A 25289-nucleotide genomic window follows, 5' to 3' on the forward strand; every position below is an offset into this window, starting at 1 on the left:
AATATGAAAAAACAGTTTAAACAAATTGGCAAGCCACGCTTGCTTATCATAGGTTGTGGCGATGTAGGCATGCGCCTGCTACCCTTGTTGCGCCAGCATTTTCGCATCTTTGCACTGACCAGCCAGGCTGGGCGATGCGCAGAGTTACGTGCTGCCGGTGCCATTCCACTATTGGGAAACCTGGACCAGCCACATACCCTGGCCCGCCTCAAAGGTTTGGTCGACAGTGTTGTTCATCTGGCACCGCCGCCATCGGAAGGCAAAACCGACAAGCGCACACTAAATTTGACGGCCATTTTACCTGACAAGAGCCGTCTTGTTTATATCAGTACGACAGGCGTTTATGGCGATTGTGCTGGCGCATCGTTTGACGAGACCAGAACAGTAAAGCCACTAAATGCCCGCGCCCAGCGCCGCGTGGCCGCGGAAAACTGTCTGCGTTCCTGGGCCAGGCGAAGTCATTCATGCCTGTCCATCCTGCGTGTGCCAGGTATTTATGCCGCTGATCGTTTGCCGATCGAACGTCTCCAAAAGGGTACGCCTGCGCTCATAGAGGCTGATGATGTGTACACCAATCACATCCATGCAGATGACCTTGCTCAATTGATCAAGCTTGCTCTGTTCAGGGCCTTGCCCAATCGGGTTTATCATGCCGTTGATGATAGCAACATGAAAATGGCTGCATATTTTGATCTGGTGGCCGATACCTTTGCCTTGCCTCGACCACCGCGTTTGCCGCGCGCCGACCTGGCGCAGCAGGTCAGTCCGGTATTGCTGTCTTTCATGTCGGAATCAAGACGCATGCAAAACCAGCGTATCAAGCTGGAGCTGGGAATGCGGCTGCGTTACGCCTCGGTCAGCGATGGGGTAAGGTCTGCTACGATGGGCAGAGTGATATAGAAACATGAGCCCAGATTCTCGGTGCTGATAAAACCGATTTGTCCGCCCATTTTTTCAATCATGGTTTTACTTAGGCTGAGTCCAAGGCCAGTACCAGCATATTTGCGAGCGGCCTTGGCATCTTCTTGAGTGAATTTCTGGAAGATGCTGCTCTTGAATTCTTCCGAGATACCGATGCCATAGTCTTGCACTTCCACTCTGACTTGGTCGTCAATGACACTGACACGCACATCGACCTGTCCATGTGGACGTGAGAACTTGATGGCATTTGACAGCAAGTTGGACAGGACTTGTACAAAGCGCTGCGCATCGACTCTGACGTGGATGACCTGATCGGTTTGTGATTCATGACAAAGTGCTATGTCAAAACTTTGCGCATATCCCTGGTTTGATTGCAGGGTGCTGTCGATCAACTCGTACAGTGGCAGGGTATCAAAATGGAATTGCATACTGCCGTATTCGAGTTTTTCAAAATCCAGCAAATCATTGATCAGTGTCGTCAGGCGTTTGGCATTGTCATTTGCCATGACCAGCATGGAATGCGCTTTTTCCGGCACTTCGCCAGCCACGCCACCGACCAGTAAGCCCAGCACGCCACGTATCGAAGTCAAAGGCGTACGTAATTCATGCGAGACCGCAGAGACAAATTCGGTCTTGAGTTTTTCTACCCGTTTTTTCTCTGACAAATCATGCAGGATGATGACATACAAAACTTGCGTACCCATGCGCACGCGGGTGATGGCCAGTTCTATTGGCACTTCATACTCATCTTTTTGTTTTACCAATAACTCCTGACGCTCACTTTTACTCGCTACTTCATATTGCGTTTCGCGATGGTTATTGCGTAAATGGCGTGATAAAAATTGCCCGGAGGCTGGATCAGGAAAAAGGCTAAGCATATCTTTGCCACACAGGCTGCCATGCTCATACTTCAGCAATACTTCAGCAGAGCGATTGGCCGATTCTATAATGCCATTTTCATTGGTGGTGAGTATGCCTTCAGCAGCATTGTCGAGTACCGTGCGCAAGCGTTCTTCACTATCATGCAATTGGGCGGTGCGCTGTGCCACCAGGCTTTCTATGCCAAAGGTATGGGCTGTCGCCACCAGCAGATAGGCACCCAGCAAGCCTGTGAATAACAGACCGCCTATCATGGTGATCCAGGTGATCCAGGCGATGTTGGTGCGCCAGTATTCTGAAGATGGCTGGGCCTGCAGGGCATACTGGCGGCCACCAAAATTGATGGTGGTCTGAAACAGATAGGCTTGATCCAGGCCGCTGATTTCATCAATAAATATTTCTTTTTTACCTGGATAGGAGAGGTCGTAGAACTTGATGCGCACGCTTCGCATGTCTTCATTGGAGAGAATTTCCCTGGCCACGTCGGCCATCCTGAGCATGCTGACAGCAACGCCAGAAAATGCAGCCTTTCTCTGCTCCATGTTTTCTCGCGGCTTGCCGTTTTCATAGACAGGCGCGAACAGCAGGACATGCAATTGCTCCCTGCCATCTGTGTCGTTGGTAATCAGCGGGTCAGTCACAGTCAGGTGACCGCTGTCACGCGCATCTTCTATGGCAATCCGGCGTATGGTCGTTGAGCCTATGTCATAGCCAAACATTTGATGATTATCAAAGAATGGCTCGATAAACCGTATGGGAAAATAGTCATCCCTGGCACGCACCTCTGCCAGATTGTGCAGTTCGTCGACTTCAAGTATCTGGAAATTGGCAAATCCCTCTCGCAGGACTGAAACTTCGAAGCTTGCACGCTGCTGATGTTCTACCCTGGGGGCCCAGGACAGGAAGGTAATGGCTTTCTGATGTTGCAGCGTGTGGCTGACGAAGGTGGCAAAATCGCTGCGGCTGACTTGCATGGAACTGGCATACAGGCGCTCAATATTGTGCAAAATCTCAGCATGGCTATCGAGCTTGTTTTGCAGGTTCTGGCCCACCCGCTCTGCCTTCAGGCGAAATTCGAGTTGTTGCTTTTGCTCTTCGCGGTAGCGGGTAAAGGTGAATGCTGTGATCACCAGCATCAGGCAAATCAACAAAGGTACCAGGACACTCCATCGTCTGGCATGCCAGATTTCGCGTGGCTTGCCATAAATTACCATGACGATAGGGGTGATAGTCAGTACCCCGAAGGTGTCACCTATCCACCATCCTATCCAGTTATTGAAGAAGTCCTGCTTGGGAATGATGCCAAGCGCGACCAGGCCAGCCACGCTGATAGTGGCATTGATCAGGCAGGCAATTGCGCCTCCGTAGATAAAAAACTGGAAAATCGCCTTGTCAGAGCCCAGTGCCAGGTTGTCCTGCAATTTTCTCAGTATTAGCTGGGCACCTGCAAAAGCCTGTAGCGCCGCACCAGCAGCAACAATGGTCGATGCGATCAGGGCGTTGGCATTGATGCTGCCAAAAATGCTCAGGTTGATGAGGAGATTGGCGCTAAAAGCACCAGCGACGACACCAGGCAAGAGGCGGTAACCGCCAGTCAGCACCATGCCCAACGCTATTCCCGCAGGGGGATAAATCGCGATAGAGTACCCTGGAGGGATGGCCAGTAGCAGAGAAAGGCGTCCTAACACTGCATACATGACAGCAAGCAGCAGTATCTGCCCTATGATTTGTCGCGTATCACTTGCCTGTGTTGGACGCATCCCTGACTATCCTGAAGACTGTGCTAGATCAGTGATGAAGTCACTTTCAAAACCTCATCTGCCGTAGTAACACCTTCGATGATCTTATAAGCACCAGCAATGCGCAAGGGTTTCATGTCATCCTTGATGCTTTGCTGCCTCAAGGCGTGGATATCAGCATTTTCTGTAATCAGTTTGCTGAAAGGAAGGGTAACCGTTAGCAACTCATATAAACCGGTACGTCCCATGAAGCCAGTCTGGCGACATTCCGGGCAGCCGACTGGTTTATAGATTTTCTCGGGTTTGCTGATGCCCCAGCCTTCAGTCAGGGTTTCCCAGACCGCATCCACCAATTCGCCTTCTGGTGATTTGCAATGTATGCACAGGGTTCTGACCAGACGCTGGGCCAGGATACCAATGATGGTTGCTTCCAGTAAATAATAGGGAACGCCCAGCTCCAGCAGACGCATGATGGCTGACGGCGCATCATTGGTATGCAGGGTCGATAAGACTAAGTGACCCGTCAGCGCGGCTTGTATGGCCATTTCTGCGGTCGGCAAATCGCGTATCTCACCCACCATGATGATGTCAGGATCCTGACGCATGAGGGCGCGTATTCCATCGGCAAAACTCAGATCGATGGAGGACTGCACCTGCATCTGGTTGAACGAACCTTCTACCATTTCAATAGGGTCTTCGACGGTACAGACATTAACGTCTGGTGTCGCGAGGGCTTTCAGGGTGGTGTACAAGGTCGTGGTTTTACCTGATCCGGTAGGTCCTGTCACCAGGATAATACCGTGCGGTTTGCTGGTTAGATGATCCCATCGTTTGGCATCATTCAGTGGAAAGCCCAGCTCAGGCAAAGTCTTGACCACGACTTCGGGGTCAAAAATACGCATAACCATTTTTTCACCGAAGACTGTGGGCAAAGTGGAAAGACGTAATTCCACTTCCTGGCCTTCGCTGGTACGGGTCTTGATACGGCCATCCTGTGGTCGGCGTTTTTCGATCACGTCCATGCGACCCAGCAACTTGATACGGGCCGTCATGGCAATCATGATAGTGGCAGGTACCTGATATACCTGGTGCAAGACGCCGTCAATCCGGAAGCGGATGACAGAAACGTCGCGTTTGGGTTCCAGATGGATATCCGAGGCACGTTGGTCGAAGGCAAATTGCCACAGCCAGTCTACGATATTGACAATGTGCTGGTCATTCGCATCAACTTGTTTATTGGTCTTGCCAATTTCTATCAGTTGTTCAAAGTTCTGGCGCAAATTGGTGTCGTTTTTATTTGACTTGCGCGCATCCTTGATGGATTTTGCCAAAGAGAAAAACTGGACGATATACTGCGAGATTTCCAGGGGATTCGCCAGCACCAGGCGAATTTCCTTGCGGCTGAATTTCAGGATCTCATCCTGCCATTCAGTATTGAATGGTTCGGTGGTGGCGACCACGACAGTGGTGTTGGTCGATTCAACTGGCAAAATGTTGAAGCGTGTGGCATAGGATGAAGACATAACGTCCGACACACTGGTGAAATCAATCTTCAGGGGGTCGATGCGATAGAAAGGTATATTGACTTTGCCAGCGGCCCATTCTGTCAGCCAGTCCAGTGTCAGCAAGATATGCGGCGAGATGGCAGAGTGTAATTTGGCTTGCGCTACTGCAGTCAGCGGGTGCATGCTGGCCGGGCCGTTCTTGAGCAAACCCTGGGTAGCATGAAACTGGGTCTTGGCATCTTCTTTGAGGATAATGCCGTCGGCCATCAGCCATGTAAAAATTTGTTGCAGGTTCAGACTGCGATGTGTGGTTTTATTCATGCTGTATGGCCGTTTTAAATTATTTATTTCGGATCGCAGGCGTACTTGAGCCTGCTTTTAGTCCATTCACCCAGGATTTTGCGGGCAGTTTGGTATTTGCCTTGATCTGGTCAGCCTTTTCATACAGGGCTGGAAAATCCAGTTCAGGTTTTCGCTTGAAAGCCAGGGCGACGACATTACCGTCATGGACTTCGGGCAGGCATAGCACGGTATCAAAGGCAAAGCGCATGGCTTTCAGGTTGCGTGCGTAGCTGGGGTGGTCGCCAAACAGATTGACGGTGAGAATGCCATCATCCTTGAGGCAGTTTGCACAGGCTTGATAAAATTCGGCGCTGTCGAGTACAGGTCCTCGAGCAGTTGCATCATACAAGTCTACCTGCATGGCATCGACATGGCCGTGATTATTATCATCAAGGACAAAGTCCATGGCATCCATTTCCAGCACATGCAGTCGTTCGTCATTGGCAGGCAGCTTGAACATGCTTTCGCAAATGGCGATGACCGAAGGATTCAGTTCCACCGCAGTCACTTGTGCATCGGCAAACTGACGATAGCAAAACTTGCTGAGCGCACCGGTACCCAGGCCCAGTTGCACAATGTGTTGTGGCGCATCGATGAACAACATCCAGGACATCATTTGCTGTGCATATTCGAGTTCTATTGCATCGGGTTTGCGCAGGCGCATCGCACCCTGTACCCATTCAGTACCGAAATGCAAAAAGCGCACACCATCCAGTTCGGACAGGGTTACGGGAGCAAATTTGGGTTTGCGGTTAGGCTTTTTAAGTGCCGCGGCTTTGGGGCCAGAGCGGTAGTTCGCTTCGGCTTCTATGGATTTACGTTTAATTAGCATATGCTTATTTTAACCTTCATGGCGTACATGGAAAGCAAATTTACATTTTTCATGCAAGTTGTAATAAATTTTGCCTGAAAATCTTGCAAGAAAGTGACGATGAATGTTCGTCTTGCTACCTGTATTGCGCTGTCCAGGCACAGCATTTTCCTTCCAAATAAGAATGGGGCGGGTGAATGAGAGTAGAATGCCGCGCTGCTGACATTCCACTTATCCAAACTCGCAATGAAATTTAAAAAAAACGCCATTTTTTTGGCCTTGTTCCTGACTTTGCTTGGCCTTACTGCCTATGTCTTGTTTGGCCGTGCGCCGGTAGACCCCGCCAAACCTGATGTATTCAATGCCAACACGGCCATGCTGGCCATTTTTGGGACATATAACGACAAACAGCAGGGCGTCCTGCTGCCAGAGAAAAACACGGCGCAATGGAATATGAAAGAGGCCGACACTCTTGCGACAGCCTTGCTGGTGGCAACTTATACAGAAGCAGGAAAGCACAAGGGGGTGTTGGCCATCCAGCGCCAGCAAATCCTCGATGGCGTAGTGGAGCGGAGTCATGCTACCAGTGCGATGATTTCCGTCTACGTATTTGCCTACAACGGCAAGCAATGGATATTTGAAAAAGGTAAAAAGGAAGTGGTGGAATCCGGCGCGTACGGCGAAGCACCAGGGGGTAGTCTGATGCGGCTGGGAAAGGATAAATATGGCTTATTGTTCAAGGGTGGCGATGTGCATCAGGGTTATACTAATGATTATGCCTTCCTTATCTCATTAAGCGAGGTCAAGCCCATCAAGATGCTGGATCTTGATATGGGTGAAAGCAATAGTGGTACTTGCAGCGACGATGAAGAAGAGCAGGAAGGGATGATGCAGGCATGTTGGGAAAGTACCGGAAAACTCAGCTTTTTACAGAATGCCACAGATGACTACTATGTTCTGAAATTAAGTACCACCAGCAATAAACAGCAAGCTGAGGGCAACAAATCGATCGTAAAAACGCAGGAAGAATTTTTTGTGCATGCTGCAACTGGCTATAAGGCAAGCAAGGCGCAGGGCTTGAAAGCGGCCACAGTGGTGCCGGATGATCTGGTTTTTAATGTCGGCGAAACACAAAAACTGAGCAGTTCCCTGGCTACAGTACCAAGAAGTGAGCTGAAGTAAAACGCCTGCCTGATTTGTCTAAACAATGTTTCAGAGGGAAATGGCCGGGCGCAATTCGCTCCGCCAGACTTGCAGTTTTTCTTCAAAACTGCGCACGGCATAGGCGGGCGAGGACGAGGGCAGTATCGCCGTGACATAGCCACGCTCGCTGAAATAAGCCGCCAATTTTCCTGCCGTCTGGCCATTGAAGTACAGCTTGCGCAACGTGGGATGGCTGGCTTGCAGCATGCTGAAATCATTCAGTTTGCCATTTCTTATTGCCGAATCCAGGCTACCTGTGCGTGCACAGGAATGAAAAACGTCCCATAGACCAATACCATGCGCCAGCAAAACTTGCAGACGCTGTTCATAGTCCAGTTCGACCAGATCTGAACCCAGAGACGCGGATACCAGGCGCCAGAACTGGTTTTGCTTATGGGCATAATATTGGGTCGCGTCAAGTGACGCGACACCAGGAAAACTGCCTAGTATCAGCGTATGTGTATCTGCATTTACTACAGGTGGAAAACCTTGTAGTAAAGTAGAGTTGGACTTGGTGGATGAAGGCTGGGCTATCATGCGGTATATATTTGGCTGGATAGTGGGATTGCAAGCGTGGGTAATGCTGCATAACATCAATCTGGCCTGATAAACTTTGTGACAAAATTCACCACGGCTTGCGAGCTGCATGTCTGGCTGTTTTTACTTACATGGACTATTCTGGAATCAGGCGCATATTTGCTATAGTAGAATGAATCTGGAGGTGAAAAAATGAATTTGATGATGAGCACGATGCTTCTGGCTGCCTTGATGGCTGGTCAGGCACAGGCCGGAGAAGTGAAGGTTACTTGGCAAGAGCCAGAGAAATTCACCGATATTCGCTCCGGCAATGAATTCAGGTCTGATTTTCAGGGACGTTTGATCAAGGAATTTGACAATATCTTTGCAGATCTGGCGAAAAAACTTCCAGATGGCTATCAATGGGACGTGACGGTTACGGATGTCGATCTGGCAGGTGATGTCAGACCTTTTTTTCGGACTACCGTGAATGAGATTCGCGTCATCAAGGACTTGTACTGGCCGCGCATGACGTTCAGTTTTGATTTGAAAGACGGAGACGGGAAAAGTGTTGTGTCCGGGACTGAAAATCTCAGGGACATGAATTTTCTCATGCACTCGAATCTTGCTGGCAGCAACCATAGTTTCCGCTATGAAGAACAAATGTTGCGTGACTGGTTCAAGAGGCAGCAGCGTGATAAAGTTTTTCCAGTACGCCAATAGCTTCAAGCATAAAAAAACGGACTCACTGCTGAGTCCGTTTTTCATTTGGCAAAATTTACTTGCTTAATAACATCTCATTGAGACGTTTAACAAAGGCGCTAGGATCAGTCAGGTTGCCGCCCTCGGCCAGCAAAGCTTGGTCAAACAGGATGTGTGACCAGTCATCGAACTTGGTTTCTTCATACTTGAGTTTCTGTACCAAAGGATGGTCAGGGTTGACTTCCAGTATCGGTTTGGATTCAGGCGCGCTCTGACCGGCTGCCTTCAGCATGCGCGCCAAGTTGCCAGACAAGTCATGTTCATCCGCCACCAGGCAGGCTGGTGAATCAGTCAGACGGAAGGTCACGCGGACGTCCTTGGCTTTGTCGGCCAGGGCGGTTTTCATTTTCTCGACCAGGTCCTTGAACTCGGTCTGGGTTTCTTCATGTTGTTTCTTTTCTGCTTCATCTTCCAGTTGACCCAGGTCCAGGCCACCTTTGGCGACGGAGGCCAGTTCTTTACCTTCAAAATCATTCAGGAAAGAAAGCATCCATTCATCGACGCGGTCGGTCAGGAGCAGGACTTCCACACCTTTTTTGCGGAAAATTTCCAGATGCGGGCTGTTTTTTGCTGTCGCATAGCTTTCGGCTGTCACATAGTAAATCTTGTCCTGGCCTTCTTTGGCACGGCTCAGATAATCTGCCAGTGAAACAGTTTGTGCATCGCTGTCATTGTGGGTAGAGGCAAAGCGCAATAGCTTGGCGATACGCTCTTTGTTGGCACTGTCTTCACCGACACCTTCTTTCAAGACCTGGCCAAATTCTTTCCAGAAAGTGGTGTACTTGTCTTGCTTCTCTTTTGCGTCGTCACCGTCAGCATTTGCCAAATCTTCCAGCATGCCCAGCACGCGTTTGGTAGAGCCTTCGCGGATGGCCTTGATGTCGCGGCTTTCCTGCAAAATTTCACGTGAGACATTCAACGGCAGGTCGTTTGAATCAATGACACCTTTGACGAAGCGCAGGTAGACTGGCATCAATTGTTCTGCATCATCCATGATGAAGACACGTTTGACGTAGAGCTTGATGCCACCACGCTTGTTGCGGTCCCACATGTCAAATGGTGCGCGTGCCGGGATATACAGTAATTGTGTATATTCGCTGCGACCTTCAACGCGGTTGTGCGTGTGGGTCAGCGGCGCGCTGTAGTCGTGCGAGACGTGTTTGTAGAACTCATCATATTGCTCAGGCGTGATTTCAGACTTGCTGCGCGCCCACAAGGCACTGGCCTGGTTGATGGTTTCGAGCTCGTCTTTCAAGACTTGTTCTTTTTTCTCTTCATCCCACTCTTCTTTCTGCATCTTGATAGGCAGGGAGATGTGGTCGGAATAAGTACGAATGACGGATTTGAGCTTCCATGCAGACAGGAACTCATCTTCACCTTCACGCAGGTGCAAGGTAATGCTGGTGCCACGGCCTTCCTTGACGATGTCTTCGACGCTAAAGTCGCCAGCGCCTTCAGATTCCCAACGTACAGCCTGGTCTGCAGGCAGACCGGCGCGACGGGTTTCTACGGTGATGCGGTCGGCAACGATAAAGCCGGAATAAAAACCGACGCCAAACTGGCCTATCATCGCCGCATCTTTTTGCTGGTCGCCAGACAATTTGCCAAAAAATTCCTTGGTGCCGGATTTGGCGATTGTGCCCAGGTGTTCTATCGTATCAGCCTTGCTCATGCCTATGCCGTTATCGGCGATAGTGATGGTGCGGGCTTCCTTGTTGAAGCTGACCTGTATTTGCAGATCAGGATCGTTTTCAAACAGGCTGGCATCGTTGATGGCTTCAAAGCGCAGTTTGTCTGATGCATCAGAAGCATTCGAGATCAGTTCGCGCAGAAAGATTTCCTTGTTTGAATACAAGGAGTGGATCATCAGTTGCAGGAGTTGTTTGACTTCGGCCTGAAAGCCCAGGGTTTGCTTTTCTGACATGGTTTTCCTCAAAGATTTTTTAGTAGTAGTGGTAATTGCTTACCTGCTGCTTTTTTATGCAACATTGCTAGAGCAGAGGAAAGGTGAGGCCGCTTTCATGGATTTCAAGATGATTGCTTAAACAGCATGAAAATTTAAGTTTTTAATTATTGCGATACACAAATACTTGTGTTTTTATAAAATTTTACTAAAATTGCCTATAATGTAATGCTTGTTGCCATAGTTTCTTGAGGCTCACGGAGTGATTTTATGTTGCTGAAAGTAGTGAGTTTGCTCATTTTTTGCCTGTTGTGCGGGTTTGCACCTTTACTCAGTGCGGCTAACCTTTATTTGACAGAAGTGGCACCTTTTGCTTTTGTCAAAGAGAGTAAGGAAGGCAAGGGCGACTATGATGGCATCAATGTGCGCATAGCAAATGAATTGCGCAAGCGTTCTGGCGTGCCTTTGCAGCTATTGATCGTCCCCAGTGCTCGTCATGTCGTGATGTTTCCGGCAGATAAAGAAGCTTATAGCATTTCCCAGGCAGAAAATTTTAGTGAGCAGGAAGGCCTGATTCTGTCCGAAGTCACGCAATTCCCCATCCTGGTTGTGGCGCAGCGTGGTGCCGTCTTGAAGAATTATGATGACTTGATTATCCTTTCTGCTGCCAGAGGCATAGGCATGATGCGCCGGTTGAGTTACGGTACTTTTGGCCAGGATGAGCGCGTCAGAAAGGTGGAAATCAATACGCTGGAAAATGGTATGCGCATGCTGGAAGCCGGGCGCATTTCAGGCATAGTGGGTAGTCAACCCGCCATACTGGCGGCGGCAGAAAGAAATTCATCCAGCCACTTATTGGGCCCTAGCCTGGTGATTTCGTATGGTTCTCATGTCATGCGTGTCAGGCCAGAGTTTGCTGCCAGTGCGCATTCCAAAATCTTGAGTTCGACTTTGCTGGCCATGAAAAATGACGGCAGCATAGCGCGCATACTTGATGATTTTTTGAAAGACCCCAGGACAGGATTGCTGCCTGCAAAATAATCTGCCAGCGGCAATGAGTTCGCTGTCACCTCATTTCGGGCTTTTATCACATGGCTATTTAGCTATAGTCGTGCCCACTTCATAATTGATCCCCTTGTCTGTATCTGTTTGCCATATCTTCCTCGCATATGGCGCTTAATCATTTTCTTCTCCTCACTAATTTATTTTCATGCCCACACTGGTTTCAAGTAATAAATCTCGTCTCTCGTATTTGTCCGTCCAAACATTTCTGAAACTGGGAGTGAGTGGTTTGGGGAGTTCGGTTTTGCTCTGGACTACTCACCTTCATGCGGCGGATCTGCCTGCGAAAGAAACTTCCACGGTACAAACCGTGGAAGTTTCCGGGCCGGGCGCGAAAGCGCAGCGGAAAAATGACACAGCCGCAAAAATCATCGTCAATGCAGCTGAACTTATGCAGTATGGAGACACACAATTATCTGCTGTATTGAAGCGCCAGCCTGGTGTGTCTGTCGTGGGCAATGAATTGCGCATGCGTGGTTTGGGATCTGGTTATACCCAGATTTTATTGAATGGCGATGCGGTAGCGACTGGGTTTTCCATAGACAGTATCGCACTTCAGTTGATAGAGCGAGTGGAAATCCTGCGGACCACGACGGCAGAATTCAGTGCACAGGCGGTGGCTGGTACCATCAATATCATCCTCAAAAAAGGTGTGAACAGTGCCAGGAAAGATTTTAAGATTGGCATTGCGCATGGTGAAAATAACTGGAACCCTTCGCTTGCTTTGGAAGTCGCTGACAAGAATGGAGGTTTTTCCTATTCTGTTACCAGCACCCTGTCGAAAACTGGCTATGAAAGCCTGCCGCAGGTGATAGAGAGTATTTATGACACAAGCGGCGAACTTAAAACTCTGCGTTTGATGCAACAAAAAAATATTGCAGATGTTTGGCGCTTCGGACTCAGTCCCAGACTGAACTGGAATCTAGAGAATGGCGACACGCTTAGCTGGCAGAGTTTTTTTGATTATTACGGCAATTTGAATGGGGGTAGTGACTATGAAGCGACTGTGAAGGGGGATGCGACACAATACCCGGATAATAATTATCTGGCCTCCATGCACACAGCAATCTTGCGCACAGACCTGAACTGGGCACACAGGCTGGATGCTGACAGCAAGCTCAATGCAAAGCTGGGCCTGAATTACAATCACCGCGAAGTAGACTACAATTTCTTTGGTTATCCTTCTCCGCGAGACCAGGCTTTCAACCGTCATGTCATATCGAACGCAGCGGAAAGCAGCGTCAGTAGCAGCGGAAAATACCTGAGCCGCTTTCGTGACGATCACAGCCTTGCACTGGGATGGGATGCTGCACTGACGCGACGCACAGAAGCGCGCTTGCAATTTGATAGGGCTGCCAATTCCAATGCCGTGGGTGAGCCGCTAGTGGAAGACTACCGAGCTAATGTGCGGCGCATTGCCATGTTCGCCCAGGACGAGTGGGATGTGACGAGCCGCCTGCAAGCATACCTGGGCATGCGCTGGGAAGGGCTGAATACAGAAACTACAGGCCGGTTAATGGCACCCGTGCAGACCCGGTCCAGCGTCTGGAGCCCGGTCATGCAATTATTGTGGAAACTGCCTGAGCAAGAAAAAGACCAACTGCGCTTTGCTTTGTCCCGTACCTATAAGGCGCCCACACCGCGCAGCCTGGTGCCAAGGCGCTACACGGCAAATAATGACAATGGTCCGACTAACCCGGATTATCAGGGCAACCCACAACTCTTGCCTGAACTAGCCTGGGGTGCTGATCTGGCTTATGAATCTTATTTCGCCAAAAACAGCATGTTCAGCGTTTCAGCCTATGTGAAGCGAGTGCAGGATGTAACTGTGCAAAACCTGTACGAGAAAAAAATGGTTGAAAAAAATCTGGATGAGCAAAAAAGTGTGTGGATTACCTCGCCATATAACCATGGCACCGCCAAAGTGATGGGGATAGAGATGGATGCAAAGTTCGCTTTGCAGAATTTTCTTCCTGCTGCACCACCATTGGAAGTACGGCTGAATGCAGCACGTAATTGGTCGAAACTGGATGCCATACCAGGGGCAGATAATCGTCTGGCCGACCAAGTGCCGTTTACTGCCAATCTGGGCATGGATTACAAGCGCAGTGAACGGCAATCATTTGGTGTTAACTTTAATTTGCAGACAGGCGGCAATGTGCAAGCCACTTCAGACTTGCGCACCTACACGGGTGTCAGTCGTAATCTTGATGTGTATGGTCTATGGAAGCTGGAAAATAAAACGCAGTTGCGCCTGTCGATAAACAATCTCCTGCATCAGGACGTATTGCAGGCTACAGAATATAACGGTCCGGACAAACACACTATGCGCGCCACAAGGACACCGGCAAGTGCAACGATACGCTTGCAGTTTGAGAAGAGTTTGTAGGTAATGGGGGGCTCCCCCCATTACCTATTTGGCACCCACGCCTTTGAATTTTTCTGGATCAAAATCGGCGATGTCGATTTTGCCGAAATGTTTAGGAGGCGTGTAAATTTTTTCTTTAACTTTGTCCGGGTCACTGGCGTGAAAGGATAGTTCCGTAACCTTGACCAACTGCCAGGTATCATCCTTGCGTGAATAATTGAATTGATAGTTGTTTGCCCAGCGCCAGCCACTGCCACCAAAATGAGACACAGTGAAGCCTTTTTTGTCCGTCGTCAGATCAGCAAATGGATCACCCCACACTCCGCCACAAGCAGAGCAGAAGACGATTCTTTCATTCGTCTTGACCAGTTTTAACTTGCCGTCTGCCTGACGTATCGCGATCTTCAGTGGGCGTTGTCCCTCGTCGATGGAGCTCTCATCGGGCTGTTTTTTTTGCTTTTCCAGGATGAAAACATAGTCGGGTTTGCCGTCCGCATTTAAGTCGGCCATTTCATAGGTCAGCAATTTTGTGTTTGGTAAGACGAAAGGACGTAACTCTGCGGGTATGTCTTTCCTTTCCACATAATCTGTGGCCAGGCTGAGTGCTGGTATTAGGGCCAGGCCTAAGAGCGTTGTGAATTTTCCAGGCAGTAAATTCATTTTTTTAAACATATTATTTTCCTTGGTCTTCGCCCAAAAAAACAGGGGAAACACTAGTTTCCCCTGATTGGATTTCATGGCTAATTATTATAATGCCTTGATTTGCATGCCATCGGCCTTGTCCTCGACTTCATAACCCAGTGCATGCAACTCGCCACGCAAACGGTCTGCCTCAGCCCAGTTCTTGGCCTTGCGTGCAGCCTGACGCTGTTCGGCCAGACTTTGCACTTCTGCCGGAATTGCCAGCACGGCCGGTTGCCATTGTGCGAGACCCAGACCAAACACCTTGTCGAACTCTGTCAGTGTGGCTTTTTTGTCGGCATCGGACAAATCGGCTTTCAACATTTCCCAGACCAGTGCCAGGCCACGCGGTACGTTCAGGTCCTCATTGATGAAGGAGGTGAATTTCTCGCGGTATTCTGCATTGATATTGCCACCTGTTGGCCAGGCATGATAAGTCTCGCGCAGGCGTTGCAAGGCAGTTTGGGCTGACAGCAGCGCTTCAAAGCTAAACTGCATCTGGCTGCGGTAATGTGCCGTCAGGCACAGGTAGCGATAAGCCAGCGGATCGATATTCTGATCAAGCAAAGTTTGCAAGCGCAAGAATTCACCTGTCGATTTGGACATCTTGCCAGAATCGATTTGCAGGAAATAACCATGCATCCAGAAGTTGGCAAGGCGGGTGCCATGGCAAGCCTGGTTTTGCGCTATCTCATTGCTATGGTGAATGGCGATATGGTCTTCACCACCGCAATGGATATCAAACCAGGGCGTCAGGTATTTGGCCGACATGGCAGAGCATTCTATATGCCAGCCAGGGAAGCCTCGGCCCCAAGGGCTGTCCCATTCCATTTGGCGATGTTCATCTGGCGGACTGAACTTCCACAGCGCGAAGTCAGTTGCGTGCAGTTTCTCACCAAGTTCAACGCGGCTGCCCGCTTTGATGGCATCACGCTTGATGCGTGCCAGGAAACCATAGTCGTCCTGCTTGCTGGTGTCAAAATAAATACCATCGCTGGTGCGATAGGTGTAGCCATTTTTCTCTATGGCAGCGATGAAATCGATTTGCTCAACAATATGGTCAGTGGCCTTGCACCAGATAGCAGGTTCAAGAATGTGCAATTTTTGCAGATCATCCTTGAAGGCAGTCGTGAAACGGTCAGCAATTTGCCAGGCCGATTCACCGGCTTTGCGGCTGCCTTTTTCCATTTTGTCTTCACCGTCATCACCATCAGACACCAGATGGCCGACGTCGGTAATGTTGATGACATGGCGTACGGTATAACCATTCCATTCCAGGGCGCGGCGTAGCAAATCTTCAAACAGATAGGTGCGCAGGTTGCCGATATGGGCATAGTCATATACGGTAGGTCCGCAGCAGTACAGGCCCACCCAGTCTTTGTTCAGGGGGCTGAAAGGGCGCAAGCGGCGTTCCCAGTTATCGTAGAGAAGTATGTCCATTTGTTGTGAAAATAGCGAAATGTAAATTGGGTCGATGAAGGTGTCAGGGTGTTACTTGAGACTGGCAGGCAGGGACTGTCCCGCTGCATACGGATCTACAAACTCAACAACAACGGGTCGAGTTGAAATCTAGTACTTGCGCACACGCATACATGCCATACACAGGCGTGTCGCCTATGCAATCTTTAACATGTTGCTTGTCGAAGTGAGGCATATAATTAAATCTGAGCAGTTCTGTTGTCTTTGATGGCTGAAACAATGCAGCCTAGAGTGAGAATGTAGCATAGATATGCACTCTTGATCAAAATTGTACAGACTGACAAGAGTCGAGCTGGAGACGCCACAGGCTGAAAAAAATAAAACGGTGCAAAAATGCAAACGAATTATAAAGATGTCAGCGAAGAGAATTATCGTTCTCACTACACCAAACAAGACAGGGCGCAAGTACGCCGGGTAGTGCGTATCATGTTGTGGGCATTCTTGCCGCTGACACTGGTGGATGTGCTATTCCATGAGCCAGCCACACCTCTGGCAGTCTTGCTGCTGATGCGCTTGTCTGTCTTTGTCTATTCTGTGTGGCTGGTCAGACGCTACGAAACGGAAGAAAATGTCCCGAAACTGGACCGCTATGCGATGTACTGGATAGTTGCAGTCTTGCTGACGCAGTTCATCAGCAATGCCTGTTTGCCACGAGATTATCTGGGGCATTATATGGTCGATGCATGGCTGGTGTTGATGGCTTTTATTTCTTTGCCCCTGGCTTTGAATATCTTGCGCAAGCCCCTGTTCTTGTTTGTCGCGGCATCTTGTTTGCTGCTTTTGTATAAACAATCAGGCACGTTTTCCCAAGCGGCCAGCGTCTTGCTGATTTTGCCTGCAGTTGCCATCACCGGTCATGCCATCGCTGTCTATGTACACAGGTATAGACGCAAGCTTTTGAGTGCAGAGCAGGAACTGGAAAGACAGGAAAATATAGACCCGGTTACTGGTGTCGCCAACTGGAAGGAATTCATGCGAATCTCTGACGCTGAGCTGCAGCGCCATCTGCGTCTGGGTAAACAATTATCCATGCTGGTGCTGGACCTGGATGATTTTAAGCTTATCAACGACACGCATGGTCCACAGGTTGGTGATGTGATCCTGGTCGAGGTCAGCCGCCGCGTGAAACGTGCCATGCGCTCCTACGATTGCATCGCCCGTTTTAGCGGCGAAGAGTTTTGTGTGCTCTTGCCAGAAGCATCAGCCGAAGACGCCTGTAAAATTGCCGATCGTACCCGCGCCACGGTGATTGCCATGCCTATATCTGTGTCAGGTAAGGAAATGAAAGTCAGCGCCACGGTGCGCACTGCTACTTTGCGTGAAGGAGATACCGCATTGAGCCTGTTGCGCAGGGCAGGTGAGGGCTCTGCCAGGCGTCAGCAAGAAATGCAGCAAGATGTTAATCTCATGCCTATGCCCGTTTGATGTGCAAAACAAGCAGCAATGGATGGCGGGCTCCGGCAGGGATCAATCAGTCAGATGTGAGGGTAGGGAAATGAGTTTTTATGGTGTAACCGATTTGTGGACTTATGTACTGGGTGCCTTGGGCATCATCTTGTTGCCAGGACCGAATTCCCTGTATGTATTGGCCGTTGCTACCGCACGCGGTGTACGTGAAGGCTACAAAGGTGCAGCCGGAATATTTGTCGGGGATAGTATTTTGCTCATGTTGACCGCTCTTGGTGCTGCGGGTATCTTGCGTACTTACCCGGCTTTATTCATGGTTGTTAAGTATGCTGGTGCAGCTTACCTGGCCTGGGTAGGTGTCAATCTGATCTGGGCTGCCATACAAAAATGGCGCAACAAGACAGCGACTGTGGCAGAAACGCAGGCGACCGCGATTAACATGCAAAACCCTTTCAAGCGCGCACTGGTCATCAGCCTCTTGAATCCGAAAGCGATCCTGTTCTTGCTGTCTTTCTTTGTGCAATTCATCGACCCTTCCTATCCTACGCCGGCAGTACCTTTTTTGATACTGAGTGCGGTGGTGATGGTATTCAGCACGACTTATCTTTCTGTACTGATTTTCCTGGGTTCCCGTCTGGCACGCAGCTTTAGTCAGCGCCGTCGCCTGTCAGCCAGTTTGTCCAGTGGCGTGGGCAGTATGTTTGTCTGGTTCGGTGTCAAGCTGGCCAATGCCAGCTTGCATTGAAAACTTAATAAGCATGTAACCAACTAATTTATTTCACGTTTCAAAAATTCCCAGACACCAGGGTCAGACATTGCGGCAATATTGATGCGCATCTTGGTGGACGGGAGCTGGTTGGGCGAGAACAAGCTGCCAGGTGCCAGCAGATAGCCTTGCTCCATGGCTTTCTCAGTCAGCTTATTGGTATCGCAGCCAGTCTCTGTCCACAAAAACATTCCTGCCGGTGTTCGGTAATCAACCTTCATCCCCTGTTGTTCCAGCCGCTTGGTAATGTCATCGCGCACCCCATCAAGCTTCACACGTATGCGGTCTACATGTTTGCGGTAGTGTCCTTCCGACAGGATTTTGTATACCACGCGTTCACCGATTTCTGTGGTCGTCAGGGTAGACAACATCTTTCTGTCCGCCAGGCGTATTGCCAGTTCTGGTGAGGTAGCGATAAACCCCACACGCAGATTTGCCGCCAGTGTCTTGGAAAATCCACCCAGATAAATCACCCGGTTCAACTGATCCAGCGCAGCAATGCGAGTGGCGGCCTGTACCGCTGGCCCAGGGTGCATATCGCAATACACATCATCTTCAACGATCATGAAATCATGTTCCTCCGCCGCTTTTAAGACCTGGAACGCCTTGGCGGCGGACAGCGAAGTCGAAGTTGGATTATGCAAGACTGAATTGATGATATACAGCTTGGGTTTATGCAGGGCAGCCAGTTCCGCCAACTTGGCGACATCCGGGCCATCATGCAGGCGTGGTATGCCTATCACCTTGGTGCCGAGGATGGCGAAAGAACCAAACATCAAAAACCAGGCCGGGTCGTCAACAAATATTGTGTCGCCAGGCTGCGTAAATTCACGCGCCACCAGATCAAGTGCTTGTGTGACGCCACTGGTCATGACGATTTGTTCAGGCGATGCGGCGATTTCCAACTCTGCCATTTTCAATTGTAATTGCTGTCGCAAGGGCAAAAAGCCCTGCTGGGTACCATAATGCAGCAATAGGTTCTGGTTCAGCCTGCTGATGGAGCGCAAGCCATTCGCTACCAGTTCCCCGTCCAGCCAGTCATGCGGCAATACGCCAGAGCCTGGCATTTTTTGCGGTGGCAATTGCCGGAACATATTGCGCACCAGCCACACCACATCGAGTTGTTGGGCGACTGGGGCAATTTGTGCAGTGTTTGGTACGTTATTCAACATGGAAGCCCGTTCCCGCACAAAAAAACCGGCACCCCTGCGCGACTCCAGATAGCCTTTGGCAACGAGCCTGTCATAGGCTTCCACGACGGTAAAGCGCGACACTGCCTGTTCATCGGCAAACTGGCGTATAGAAGGCATGCGCGCACCGGTGCGCAGCAATTTATCGTCGATGCGGTTGGCCACGGCATTAACGATTTGCTCAACCAGTGAGCCACCGGAATCGCGTGAGATAAAAAAAGTCGGTGTCAGCATTGCATGTCTCCAGGCGGGTCTTCTGTAATGGATAGTTGACCATTACAGTATGAATATTATCGCTTATAGTGTATTGGTACTGTATCGGTTTTTGCGTTTAGGATAGCACAACACTAAAGCAAAAACGGGAGAAACAGCATGGACGGACGACAGAATTCTGATCATTGTCAGCGAGGGGTTGAGTATGGCAATTGATACACTCATGGCCTTTGCTCTGTTTGCGCTGGTGTCCTCCATTACACCAGGCCCGAATAACCTCATGCTGCTTGCATCAGGCGTGAATTTTGGTTTTCGCGCTACCTTGCCCCACATGCTGGGTATCAGTATAGGTTTCATGTTGCTGGTACTGGCTGTTGGCGTCGGTCTGGCTGGCCTTTTCATAAGCTTCCCTTGGCTATATGTTGTGCTGAAATGGGCTGGTGCTGCGTATCTGCTTTACCTGGCCTGGAACATCGCCAATGCTGGGCCTTTGGAAGAAAATGCGCCAGAAAACGCGCAAAGATCTGGCCCCATGAGTTTCATGAGTGCGGCAGCTTTTCAATGGATTAATCCCAAGGCCTGGGTCATGGCACTGGGTGCTTTCAGTAGCTATATACCCGCAACTGGCGGATTCTGGATCGTTGCCCTGGCCGCAGGTGTGTTTGCGGTCATCAATTTACCTAGTGTAAGCCTGTGGGCCTTGTTCGGTGCCAGGGTCAGACATTTGTTGAGGGTGGAGCGCAATTTGCGTATCTTCAACTACGGCATGGCCTTGCTGCTGGTATTGTCGCTCTATCCCATGCTGGCGAGTTAACAATGAGATCGACAAAACTATCATGCTGATACAAGAAAACAAGGGCATGGCCCTGGGCCTGGTTGGCGTCATGATTTTTAGCCTGACCTTGCCATTTACCCGCATGGCTGTGGCAGAACTCAATCCCGTCTTTGTGGCGCTGGGGCGGGCCGTGGTAGCCGCCTGCTGTTCTGGCCTGCTGTTGTGGATACAGCGGGCGAAATTGCCACAACGTGCGGAATTTAAACCATTGCTGATCACGTCCCTGGGCGTGGTGGTTGGTTTCCCCTTGTTCAGTTCTGTCGCGATGGCTTATGTGCCAGCTTCACATGGTGCCATCGTTCTAGGTATCTTACCTTTGGCAACCGCCTTGTTTGCCGCATTGCGCTTTAATGAAAAACCATCGACTGGCTTTTGGGTGATGGCGGTACTGGGCAGTGGTCTGGTGATAGTCTTTGCTCTGATGCAGGGTGGTGGCTCGTTCCAGTTTGCTGACCTGGCCTTGTTCATTGCGGTGATCGCTGCTGCCATGGGCTATGCCGAAGGTGGGCGGCTGTCGCAAAGCATGGGCGGGCAGCAGGTAATTTCCTGGGCTTTGCTGCTTGCTTTACCGGTTTTATTGCCGGTGACAATCTGGCTAGGTTGGCATTATGGCGTACAGGCTTCTGGTCGTGCCTGGGCTGGTTTCGCCTATGTTTCATTATTCTCCATGTTCATAGGATTTTTCTTTTGGTACAAGGCCCTGGCGATCGGTGGTATTGCCCGCGTTGGTCAGGTGCAATTGCTGCAACCATTTTTGAGTTTGCTGGGTGCTGCCTTGATACTGGGTGAAGTCCTGACTGGTCGTGAAATCTTTTTTGCGCTGGCAGTCATCATTGTCGTTGCAATGGGGCGACGCATGAATATTCAACGGTGATTTTCTTGCAAAGCACATTCCGACCAAATTTAATCTGCCATTCGCCATGTACTAGGGGGTGTTAATCACAACGGTGCGGGCTTACAATAGAGGACTGGTATTTGCGCTCTAATTTGGACCTTATCTAGACAGCATGTACCGGAAGAAAGGTTTTGAATTCTGCAAACTCTTAAAGTTTGCAGAAAATAATAATAAAAATTTAATTATCTCTAGTGCATCAGTGAGGGCTGCTGCGCATTTTTCTGGAAAATAGACATGTCATTTTACGAAAAACTTCAAGCACTAAATATTGAGTTGCCTGCTGTTGCGACACCTGCTGCTGCCTACGTCATGTATGCACAAACTGGTAACACAGTATTCCTGTCCGGGCATATCGCCAAAAAAGATGGCGCGCCATGGGTGGGGCAACTCGGTAAAAATATCTCTACAGAAGAAGGCAAGCTGGCAGCACGCTCAGTCGCGATTGATCTGATCGCCACCTTGCAGGCAGCCTGTGGCGGTGATTTGAACCGTGTCAAGCGCATCGTCAAGCTCATGAGCCTGGTTAATTCCACACCTGATTTTACCGAGCAGCATCTTGTGACGAACGGCGCCTCTGAACTCATCGGCGAAATCTTTGGTGAGCAAGGCAAGCATGCACGTTCAGCCTTTGGCGTGGCTCAGATCCCACTGGGTGCTTGCGTAGAAATTGAAATGATCGTCGAGATCGCCTGAATTTTATAAAACAATAAGCTTGCCCGAGATGGCAATCCTAACAGTGAGATAGTGAGACCAGCATGAAACTTGAGAATCCTAGCCCCATAGAGTGGAAATTTTCTGATCGCGCAGAGCAGTTGCAAAGCTCAGCCATCAGGGAAATTTTAAAAGTAACCATGCGTCCTGAAGTGATTTCTTTCGCTGGTGGATTGCCATCTCCAGAAACTTTCCCGGTAGAGCGCATGCGCGCTGCCTTTGACAAGGTGCTGACGCAACAAGGCAAGTCAGCATTGCAATACGGCCCTACCGATGGTTATGCCCCCTTGCGCGAATTTTTGGCTGACTCTTTGTCTACCAATGATTCAAAAATCCTGCCTGATCAAATCATGATGGTGTCTGGCTCGCAGCAAGGCCTGGATTTGCTCGGCAAAGTGCTGGTGGATGAAGGCAGCAAGGTACTGGTAGAAACACCGAGCTATCTGGGTGCCTTGCAGGCTTTTTCCCTGTATCGCCCTCAATTTGAATCGGTTGATACCGATGATCATGGTTTGATACCAGCCTCGGTCGCTGCCAAAGGTGCGGGTGCACGTCTGATGTATGCCTTGCCTAACTTCCAGAACCCAACCGGACGCACGCTGTCAGTTGAGCGCCGCTATGAATTGGTGGAAACCTGCGCCCGCATGGGTATCCCGCTGGTCGAAGATAACCCCTATGGTGATCTGTGCTATAGCGGAGAACCTTTGCCCAAGATGTTGAATATGAATCCAGGTGGCGTGATTTACATGGGTTCTTTCTCCAAGGTGCTGACACCTGGAATACGCCTGGGTTATGTGGTTGGCCCTACACAGCTGATACGCAAACTCGAACAAGCCAAGCAGGCAGCCGACTTGCACACTGCACAGTTGACACAAATGGTAGTGTATGAAGTTATCAAGGATGGTTTCCTGAGTGAGCATATCCCTACTATCCGTACCCTGTATGCCAAGCAATGCAATGCCATGCTAGAGGCCATGAGCAAGCATTTCCCTGAAAGCGTGCGCTGGACCAAGCCTGAAGGCGGCATGTTCATCTGGGTAACCCTGCCAGAACACATGGACAGCAAGCAATTGCTGGATGAAGCCATACAACAGAATGTTGCCTTTGTTCCTGGCGGCCCTTTCTATGCAAACAACCCTGAAAAAAATACCCTGCGCCTGTCCTTTGTGACGGTGTCGCCAGAGCGTATCAACGAAGGTATAGAAAAACTGGGCAAGCTCATCAAGGCAAAAATCTGATCAGCGCTTGAGCACTTACATGGAAAACCCGTCATATGACGGGTTTTTTTATGCTCTGCAGACATGTTATGCATCCCGGCCTAATGTGTAACTGTCAACCATTGTGATTTCAGTCATCATTTTTTGATCTCGACCGTTAATTGCTTTAAGTTTCGCATGGCGATACTATATTTTGATTAATTGAGGAGCTTTATATGAATAAGAAATTGCTGGTGGCCAGCTTGATGTTGACAGCGGTGACAGGTGCTTTTGCGCAAAATATGACTGCCAAACAGCAGTATGCAGCGGATACCAAACGCGCTACTCAACGCTACAATGACGATAAAAAGCTGTGTGCTGAAGCAGGTGGATCAGCGGCCAGAATGCAATGTCTGCGCGATGCCAAGGCTGACTACAATAATTCCCTGGCTGTGGCCAAGCAAAATATGAGCAGGCCAGTGGCAGCACCAGCACAAGCCAGAGGGGAGCCAGCTTGCCCTGACTGTGGCAAAGTCGTCGCAATTGAAGTCAAAGACAAAGAGGGTGAAGGTGGTGCCCTTGGGGTGATCGCTGGTGGCGTCGCTGGTGCTCTGCTAGGCAATCAGGTGGGTGGTGGCACAGGGCGTGATCTGGCTACTATCGCAGGGGCAGCAGGTGGTGCTCTGGCTGGACATAAGATAGAGCAAAAAGTCAAGACCACCAAGGTTTGGAATGTGACTGTGGCCTTTGAAAATGGTAACAGACAAACTTATGTCTTCGACCACGATCCAGGCTTGATGTCTGGAGACGCAGTGCGGGGCAATGGTAGTTCTATTGTTAGACGTTAAGATAATTAGCATATGCTGAAAAAGGGTTGCAAGTGTAATTCTTTTGGGGCATGTGTCAACGTGGTAAACATCTTGCACTTTTAGTCAAAATTTGGAGGAATTATTTTCTTTTTGGAAAGCGTTCCTCCTTCACAACTACTTCCTTGCCAAGCCTAATCCCAGCAGTTAGACTTAAGTGTCAATCCTCCCGTTTAATGCTGAGAAGGTCGTGCTATGAAGCTTGAATCTTGCAAAGCTATTCATTCAAACAAAACCTTGCTACAGTTGCTTTGCTGGGTAAGCTTGTTGCTTGCAATGGCATTTAGTTCAAACGTACATGCCAATGAAACTTGCAAGACATTGTTGGCGACGGGTAATCCTGAATATCCTCCTTATCTATGGCGTGATCCTGACGATGAAAATCGCTTGATCGGTGCGAATGCCGAGTGGATGCAATTATTGTCGAAAGAAATTGGTATCCCCATTGATATCAAATATATCGGCCCTTGGGGACGAGTGCAGGAAGAGGCAAAATTGGGGCGCGTGGATTTGTTGGCGGGTGCTTTTTTCACTCAGCCCAGACTGGAATACATGGATTATTTCTATCCGGCTTTTCGTGAAACAAGGACAGTGATCTGGACCCGCAGTAATTTCACTCTGCCTTATAAAAAATGGTCAGACCTTGTTGGCAAGCAGGGGGTGACTGTCATCAATAACAGTTTTGGTGAAGAATTTGATCGTTATGCCAAGGAGTCATTGAAAATATCCATGGTTCCCAGCCTTGAGCAGGCTTTGAAGATGCTGAGTCTGTCGCGTGCAGATTATTTGATTTATGAAGAAGACCCCGGCCTAGCCTATGTCGCCAAGATGAATATTTCAGGCTTGAAAACCGTCGCGCCACCGATTACCAATGAAAATTTATATTTGACTTTATCTCATAAGTCAGCATGCAATACACCGGAAATGCGCGGGCGCATTGCCAAGGCTGTTTATAAATTGGATAAACAAAACGTGATGAGTAAATTGATCACAGCAAATATACAATTGTGGCGCAAGCAACAGTCGAAATAGTCGCCGC

21 protein-coding genes and 2 pseudogenes are annotated in these 25289 nt (G+C 49.5%); 13 read left to right on the forward strand and 10 right to left on the reverse strand.

All coding sequences use genetic code 11. The features are described from left to right. The first annotated feature begins 3 nt into the window (after positions 1-3). Positions 4-900 carry an SDR family oxidoreductase gene (locus Q8K39_RS18280; RefSeq protein WP_305262459.1) on the forward strand — a complete coding sequence of 299 codons (897 nt, stop codon included), beginning with the start codon at positions 4-6 and terminating at the stop codon, positions 898-900. Here the strand turns inward: Q8K39_RS18280 and Q8K39_RS24995 are convergent. The 5 genes and pseudogenes from Q8K39_RS24995 to Q8K39_RS18295 all read right to left on the reverse strand — a co-directional run bounded on the left by Q8K39_RS24995 (position 846) and on the right by Q8K39_RS18295 (position 6218). After that, a complete protein-coding gene (locus tag Q8K39_RS24995; protein WP_370868638.1) occupies positions 846-1349 on the reverse strand; it encodes a sensor histidine kinase in 504 nt (167 codons plus the stop codon). The genes Q8K39_RS18280 and Q8K39_RS24995 overlap by 55 nt on opposite strands. Positions 1350-1364: 15 nt before the next feature. Continuing rightward, positions 1365-2054: pseudogene (locus Q8K39_RS25000) on the reverse strand (histidine kinase dimerization/phospho-acceptor domain-containing protein); the annotation flags it as partial. Positions 2055-2207: 153 nt separating this feature from the next. Further along, a pseudogene (locus tag Q8K39_RS25005) lies at positions 2208-3560 on the reverse strand (CHASE domain-containing protein); the annotation flags it as partial. A 23-nt stretch (positions 3561-3583) separates the two neighbouring features. After that, positions 3584-5365: a GspE/PulE family protein gene (locus tag Q8K39_RS18290; protein ID WP_186953036.1), complete on the reverse strand. Its 1782-nt coding sequence runs from the start codon at positions 5363-5365 to the stop codon at positions 3584-3586. Positions 5366-5384: 19 nt separating this feature from the next. Then, positions 5385-6218, reverse strand: coding sequence for a methyltransferase domain-containing protein (locus tag Q8K39_RS18295; RefSeq protein WP_186953037.1), 834 nt, complete (start codon positions 6216-6218; stop codon positions 5385-5387). A 225-nt stretch (positions 6219-6443) separates the two neighbouring features. Here Q8K39_RS18295 and Q8K39_RS18300 point away from each other — a divergent pair, with 225 nt between their 5' ends. After that, entirely contained in the window at positions 6444-7379 is a 936-nt protein-coding gene (locus tag Q8K39_RS18300) for a hypothetical protein (RefSeq protein WP_305262464.1), read from the forward strand. Between the two features lie 30 nt (positions 7380-7409). On the opposite strand, the gene Q8K39_RS18305 is transcribed toward Q8K39_RS18300, so the two are convergent. After that, the gene (locus tag Q8K39_RS18305; protein ID WP_305262511.1) at positions 7410-7937 is read right to left on the reverse strand and encodes a DNA-deoxyinosine glycosylase; all 528 of its coding nucleotides are present in this window, start codon (positions 7935-7937) and stop codon (positions 7410-7412) included. Positions 7938-8129: 192 nt separating this feature from the next. Here Q8K39_RS18305 and Q8K39_RS18310 point away from each other — a divergent pair, with 192 nt between their 5' ends. Next, a complete protein-coding gene (locus tag Q8K39_RS18310; protein WP_305262465.1) occupies positions 8130-8639 on the forward strand; it encodes a DUF3016 domain-containing protein in 510 nt (169 codons plus the stop codon). A gap of 55 nt (positions 8640-8694) precedes the next feature. Here Q8K39_RS18310 and htpG read toward each other — a convergent pair whose 3' ends face one another. Beyond that, positions 8695-10602, reverse strand: a complete 1908-nt coding sequence (htpG, locus tag Q8K39_RS18315; protein ID WP_305262467.1) for a molecular chaperone HtpG — start codon at positions 10600-10602, stop codon at positions 8695-8697. 249 nt (positions 10603-10851) lie between these two features. On the opposite strand from htpG, the gene Q8K39_RS18320 reads away from it, so the two are divergent. Together Q8K39_RS18320 and Q8K39_RS18325 are read left to right on the forward strand one after the other, a co-directional pair. Further along, entirely contained in the window at positions 10852-11622 is a 771-nt protein-coding gene (locus Q8K39_RS18320) for a transporter substrate-binding domain-containing protein (protein ID WP_305262470.1), read from the forward strand. Between the two features lie 265 nt (positions 11623-11887). Continuing rightward, positions 11888-14032, forward strand: coding sequence for a TonB-dependent siderophore receptor (locus Q8K39_RS18325; protein ID WP_305262472.1), 2145 nt, complete (start codon positions 11888-11890; stop codon positions 14030-14032). Positions 14033-14056: 24 nt separating this feature from the next. Here the strand turns inward: Q8K39_RS18325 and Q8K39_RS18330 are convergent, their stop codons facing one another. Together Q8K39_RS18330 and cysS are read right to left on the reverse strand one after the other, a co-directional pair. Further along, entirely contained in the window at positions 14057-14683 is a 627-nt protein-coding gene (locus tag Q8K39_RS18330) for a hypothetical protein (protein ID WP_305262474.1), read from the reverse strand. A gap of 75 nt (positions 14684-14758) precedes the next feature. After that, a complete protein-coding gene (cysS, locus tag Q8K39_RS18335; protein ID WP_186953043.1) occupies positions 14759-16132 on the reverse strand; it encodes a cysteine--tRNA ligase in 1374 nt (457 codons plus the stop codon). Between the two features lie 372 nt (positions 16133-16504). Between cysS and Q8K39_RS18340 the strand changes: the two genes are divergently transcribed. Together Q8K39_RS18340 and leuE are read left to right on the forward strand one after the other, a co-directional pair. Continuing rightward, positions 16505-17596, forward strand: coding sequence for a sensor domain-containing diguanylate cyclase (locus Q8K39_RS18340; protein WP_186953044.1), 1092 nt, complete (start codon positions 16505-16507; stop codon positions 17594-17596). A gap of 70 nt (positions 17597-17666) precedes the next feature. After that, a complete protein-coding gene (leuE, locus tag Q8K39_RS18345) occupies positions 17667-18323 on the forward strand; it encodes a leucine efflux protein LeuE (RefSeq protein ID WP_186953045.1) in 657 nt (218 codons plus the stop codon). Between the two features lie 23 nt (positions 18324-18346). Here leuE and Q8K39_RS18350 read toward each other — a convergent pair whose 3' ends face one another. After that, the gene (locus Q8K39_RS18350) at positions 18347-19768 is read right to left on the reverse strand and encodes a PLP-dependent aminotransferase family protein (protein WP_305262479.1); all 1422 of its coding nucleotides are present in this window, start codon (positions 19766-19768) and stop codon (positions 18347-18349) included. A 184-nt stretch (positions 19769-19952) separates the two neighbouring features. Here Q8K39_RS18350 and Q8K39_RS18355 point away from each other — a divergent pair, with 184 nt between their 5' ends. The 6 genes from Q8K39_RS18355 (at position 19953) to Q8K39_RS18380 (ending at position 25282) form a co-directional block, all read left to right on the forward strand. After that, on the forward strand, positions 19953-20561 hold the full coding sequence (locus Q8K39_RS18355; RefSeq protein WP_305262480.1) for a LysE family translocator: 609 nt from the start codon (positions 19953-19955) through the stop codon (positions 20559-20561). 22 nt (positions 20562-20583) lie between these two features. Continuing rightward, entirely contained in the window at positions 20584-21456 is an 873-nt protein-coding gene (locus tag Q8K39_RS18360; protein ID WP_305262482.1) for a DMT family transporter, read from the forward strand. A 255-nt stretch (positions 21457-21711) separates the two neighbouring features. After that, the gene (locus tag Q8K39_RS18365; RefSeq protein ID WP_305262484.1) at positions 21712-22170 is read left to right on the forward strand and encodes a RidA family protein; all 459 of its coding nucleotides are present in this window, start codon (positions 21712-21714) and stop codon (positions 22168-22170) included. Between the two features lie 62 nt (positions 22171-22232). After that, positions 22233-23426 carry a PLP-dependent aminotransferase family protein gene (locus tag Q8K39_RS18370; RefSeq protein WP_305262486.1) on the forward strand — a complete coding sequence of 398 codons (1194 nt, stop codon included), beginning with the start codon at positions 22233-22235 and terminating at the stop codon, positions 23424-23426. Positions 23427-23620: 194 nt separating this feature from the next. Beyond that, positions 23621-24232, forward strand: a complete 612-nt coding sequence (locus Q8K39_RS18375; RefSeq protein ID WP_186953049.1) for a glycine zipper 2TM domain-containing protein — start codon at positions 23621-23623, stop codon at positions 24230-24232. 294 nt (positions 24233-24526) lie between these two features. After that, positions 24527-25282 carry an ABC transporter substrate-binding protein gene (locus tag Q8K39_RS18380; protein WP_186953050.1) on the forward strand — a complete coding sequence of 252 codons (756 nt, stop codon included), beginning with the start codon at positions 24527-24529 and terminating at the stop codon, positions 25280-25282. The last annotated feature ends 7 nt before the right edge of the window (positions 25283-25289 follow it).

Source organism: Undibacterium sp., from assembly GCF_030683615.1.
Lineage (GTDB): Bacteria > Pseudomonadota > Gammaproteobacteria > Burkholderiales > Burkholderiaceae_D > Undibacterium > Undibacterium umbellatum.

What these genes read in the sequence shown, in the direction of transcription:
- Q8K39_RS18280 (WP_305262459.1), top strand. Translation starts at nt 4, where the DNA reads ATGAAAAAACAGTTTAAACAAATTGGCAAGCCACGCTTGCTTATCATA.
- Q8K39_RS24995 (WP_370868638.1), bottom strand. Translation starts at nt 1,349, where the DNA reads ATGCAATTCCATTTTGATACCCTGCCACTGTACGAGTTGATCGACAGC.
- Q8K39_RS18290 (WP_186953036.1), bottom strand. Translation starts at nt 5,365, where the DNA reads ATGAATAAAACCACACATCGCAGTCTGAACCTGCAACAAATTTTTACA.
- Q8K39_RS18295 (WP_186953037.1), bottom strand. Translation starts at nt 6,218, where the DNA reads ATGCTAATTAAACGTAAATCCATAGAAGCCGAAGCGAACTACCGCTCT.
- Q8K39_RS18300 (WP_305262464.1), top strand. Translation starts at nt 6,444, where the DNA reads ATGAAATTTAAAAAAAACGCCATTTTTTTGGCCTTGTTCCTGACTTTG.
- Q8K39_RS18305 (WP_305262511.1), bottom strand. Translation starts at nt 7,937, where the DNA reads ATGATAGCCCAGCCTTCATCCACCAAGTCCAACTCTACTTTACTACAA.
- Q8K39_RS18310 (WP_305262465.1), top strand. Translation starts at nt 8,130, where the DNA reads ATGAATTTGATGATGAGCACGATGCTTCTGGCTGCCTTGATGGCTGGT.
- htpG (WP_305262467.1), bottom strand. Translation starts at nt 10,602, where the DNA reads ATGTCAGAAAAGCAAACCCTGGGCTTTCAGGCCGAAGTCAAACAACTC.
- Q8K39_RS18320 (WP_305262470.1), top strand. Translation starts at nt 10,852, where the DNA reads ATGTTGCTGAAAGTAGTGAGTTTGCTCATTTTTTGCCTGTTGTGCGGG.
- Q8K39_RS18330 (WP_305262474.1), bottom strand. Translation starts at nt 14,683, where the DNA reads ATGTTTAAAAAAATGAATTTACTGCCTGGAAAATTCACAACGCTCTTA.
- cysS (WP_186953043.1), bottom strand. Translation starts at nt 16,132, where the DNA reads ATGGACATACTTCTCTACGATAACTGGGAACGCCGCTTGCGCCCTTTC.
- Q8K39_RS18340 (WP_186953044.1), top strand. Translation starts at nt 16,505, where the DNA reads ATGCAAACGAATTATAAAGATGTCAGCGAAGAGAATTATCGTTCTCAC.
- leuE (WP_186953045.1), top strand. Translation starts at nt 17,667, where the DNA reads ATGAGTTTTTATGGTGTAACCGATTTGTGGACTTATGTACTGGGTGCC.
- Q8K39_RS18350 (WP_305262479.1), bottom strand. Translation starts at nt 19,768, where the DNA reads ATGCTGACACCGACTTTTTTTATCTCACGCGATTCCGGTGGCTCACTG.
- Q8K39_RS18355 (WP_305262480.1), top strand. Translation starts at nt 19,953, where the DNA reads ATGGCAATTGATACACTCATGGCCTTTGCTCTGTTTGCGCTGGTGTCC.
- Q8K39_RS18360 (WP_305262482.1), top strand. Translation starts at nt 20,584, where the DNA reads ATGCTGATACAAGAAAACAAGGGCATGGCCCTGGGCCTGGTTGGCGTC.
- Q8K39_RS18365 (WP_305262484.1), top strand. Translation starts at nt 21,712, where the DNA reads ATGTCATTTTACGAAAAACTTCAAGCACTAAATATTGAGTTGCCTGCT.
- Q8K39_RS18370 (WP_305262486.1), top strand. Translation starts at nt 22,233, where the DNA reads ATGAAACTTGAGAATCCTAGCCCCATAGAGTGGAAATTTTCTGATCGC.
- Q8K39_RS18375 (WP_186953049.1), top strand. Translation starts at nt 23,621, where the DNA reads ATGAATAAGAAATTGCTGGTGGCCAGCTTGATGTTGACAGCGGTGACA.
- Q8K39_RS18380 (WP_186953050.1), top strand. Translation starts at nt 24,527, where the DNA reads ATGGCATTTAGTTCAAACGTACATGCCAATGAAACTTGCAAGACATTG.